The following is a 2356-nucleotide window of genomic DNA, read 5'->3' on the forward strand; positions in this document are numbered from 1 at the left end:
GTCGAGGGCGACGACGCGGGTCTCGCCCTCCCCGTAGACCTTGTTGAGGCCGGTGGCGCGGGCGGCCGCCCGGCCGGTGCGGACGGCGGTTGCGGTCGACGTGGTCACGGGGTGCTCCTTGGGGTCGCGGGCAGGACGGGCCCGGACGGCGCCGGGGAAGTCGTTGGCCGGCCGGGCCCCCTCCCGGGGGTGTCCAGCCGTACCTCCATGCTCGGCCACGTGATCATGGTTTCTCGTCGCTCCGCCGGACGGTTGGCCTGACCACCGCTGGGCGTACGCCCAGCTGACGCCCTCCTCCTGCGGTATGACACCGACCCTGACCGGAGGGCCGGTGGCCGGATCGCACGCCCTTGGTGGCCAAATCACGAACTGTTCGTCAGATGGCAAGGAAACATGACAACTTCCCTGGCTCGGAACATGCGAAAGGGGAGGCCGGGATACTAGGCTCAGGGGTGGCCCGTACGGGGGCGGAGCGCTGCTCTCCGGTCCGCAGGCGAGGCCGGGTCCGCAGGACGCCCGGATGGTGGAACGCAGACACGGGCAGCTTAAAACTGCTTGGCCGTGAGGCCGTGCCGGTTCGAGTCCGGCTCCGGGCACCGACCGACTCGCGGGGACGCCGACCGGCGTCCCCGCCGGACGTCCCCCGCCGCACGTTCCCGCCGGATCCTCCTCGCGGCGGATGTTGGTTTTTTTGCCAAGCCATTACCCTTGTGACGGGCGGTGCAGTACCGCCACGGAGGGAATGAGCAATGAGAAGCAGCAACCCGGTCTTCTCGCGGGAAGGGTCCTTCACCCGCGAGTCCGGCTACGCGGGTTTCGGGACGACCCAGACCCCGTCGGCCGGGGGCCCGTCCGCCACCAACCCGTACGGCAACAACCCGTACGGGAACAACCCGTACGCCGGCAGCCCCTACGCGCAGCAGCCGCAGGGCCAGGCGCCGCTGACCGACGACCAGCTGGTCGAGATGTACCGGGCTCCGTCGGCCGGTCCGCTGGCGACGGGCCGGATGACGATCGACGACGTGGTCGCGCGCACCGCGATGACGCTGCTCACCCTGGTCGCCGGCGGCGGCCTGGCCTGGTTCCTCCTGCCGGACCGCAACTACGGCCTCGCCATCGGCGCCGGTCTGGTCGCCTTCGTGGTCGGCATGGTGGTCTCGTTCAAGCGGAGCGTCAGCCCGCCGCTGATCCTCACCTACGCGGCCCTGGAGGGCTTCGCGCTCGGTGCGATCACCAAGATGCTCAACGCCGCCCTGCCGGGCATCGCGATCCAGGCGGTCCTGGGCACCGCGGCGGTCTTCGCGGCGATGCTGATCGCCTACAAGACCGGCCGGATCCGGGTCACCCCGCGCTACACGCGGATCGGCATCGCGATCGCGATGGGCTTCGTGCTGCTGCTGATGATCAACATGGTCGCGTCGCTGTTCGGCGCGGACATGGGCCTGCGCTCCGGCCCGCTGGGCATCGTGGTCGGCCTGATCGGGATCGCCCTCGGCGCCTTCTTCCTCTCGCTGGACTTCGCCGCGATCGAGGAGGCCATCGCGCAGGGCGCGCCGCAGAAGGAGTCCTGGCGGGCCGCCTTCGGGCTCACCCTCTCGCTGGTCTGGATCTACATCGAGATGCTGCGGCTCATCGCGATCCTGCGCGGCGACGACTAGCCGCCGGTCCTCGCGGACGCCTCTCGCGCCTCGTGCGCACACGGCCGCCGGGCCCCGGAGCACTCGCTCCGGGGCCCGGCGGCTTTCGCGTACGGGCGCTCGCGGGCCGCGCCGTATGCTCGCGGCATGTCCGATGAGAAGACCCTGGCCGAGGCAGTCGACGCCCTGGCGGACCGGTTCCGTTCGATGCCGCAGAGCCGGCTGCACGGTGTGGTCCCCGGCCACGCGTCGCGGGCGGCGGCCGCGCTGGCCCTGGCCCGGTGGCTGGCCGCGGCGGCGCGGGCGGTCGAGGGCGGGCCGGTGCGGGAACTTCCGGAGGCCGGGGCGTTCGCGGTCGGCGACCAGCTCGCGGTGACCGGGCACGACCTGGTGGCGGCACTGGCCGGGCTGCCCGGGGACGACGGGGTGGCGCTGCCGGCGGAGCTCGGCGGGCCGTCGACGGTCGCGGCGGTCCGGGCCGAGGCATCGGCCCGGGTGGCGCGGGCGGCCGCGCTCTGCCACTGAGCGGGACGGGCGAGTGCTCCGCCGGGAGCTCACCGGAACTCACCGGGAACGTCACCGGGAGCCTGCCGCGCCGGGGCCGGACCGGGCCCTCGTCCGGGCCCGCCGGAGACGCCGCAGTCGACGAAGCCGATCTCCTTGGCGGCGAGCGCCTCGGCGTGCTTGACGTCGTCGGTCCAGCGGGAGTTCCCGCCGTC

The 2356-nt window shown here is 73.0% G+C and carries 2 protein-coding genes, 1 tRNA gene and 2 pseudogenes; 3 read left to right on the plus strand and 2 right to left on the minus strand.

Translation table 11 applies throughout. From position 1 onward, the window contains the following. A pseudogene (locus tag ABZY91_RS41900) lies at nucleotides 1-108 on the minus strand (ABC transporter ATP-binding protein); the annotation flags it as partial. A 406-nt stretch (nucleotides 109-514) separates the two neighbouring features. Here ABZY91_RS41900 and ABZY91_RS41905 point away from each other — a divergent pair. The 3 genes from ABZY91_RS41905 (at nucleotide 515) to ABZY91_RS41915 (ending at nucleotide 2162) form a co-directional block, all read left to right on the plus strand. Beyond that, nucleotides 515-596, plus strand: a tRNA-Leu gene (locus tag ABZY91_RS41905). A gap of 153 nt (nucleotides 597-749) precedes the next feature. Beyond that, nucleotides 750-1658 (plus strand): Bax inhibitor-1/YccA family protein, encoded by a 909-nt coding sequence (locus tag ABZY91_RS41910; protein ID WP_355409489.1) that lies wholly within the window; start codon nucleotides 750-752, stop codon nucleotides 1656-1658. Between the two features lie 126 nt (nucleotides 1659-1784). Next, complete coding sequence (locus ABZY91_RS41915; protein ID WP_329879688.1) at nucleotides 1785-2162, plus strand: hypothetical protein; 378 nt, start codon at nucleotides 1785-1787, stop codon at nucleotides 2160-2162. A 98-nt stretch (nucleotides 2163-2260) separates the two neighbouring features. On the opposite strand, the pseudogene ABZY91_RS41920 reads toward ABZY91_RS41915, so the two are convergent. Further along, nucleotides 2261-2356 (minus strand): annotated as a pseudogene (locus ABZY91_RS41920) (NAD(P)-binding domain-containing protein); the annotation flags it as partial.

This window comes from Kitasatospora sp. NPDC002965 (genome assembly GCF_040611255.1).
Taxonomy (GTDB): Bacteria; Actinomycetota; Actinomycetes; order Streptomycetales; family Streptomycetaceae; genus Kitasatospora.

What these genes read in the sequence shown, in the direction of transcription:
- ABZY91_RS41915 (WP_329879688.1), top strand. Translation starts at nt 1,785, where the DNA reads ATGTCCGATGAGAAGACCCTGGCCGAGGCAGTCGACGCCCTGGCGGAC.
- ABZY91_RS41910 (WP_355409489.1), top strand. Translation starts at nt 750, where the DNA reads ATGAGAAGCAGCAACCCGGTCTTCTCGCGGGAAGGGTCCTTCACCCGC.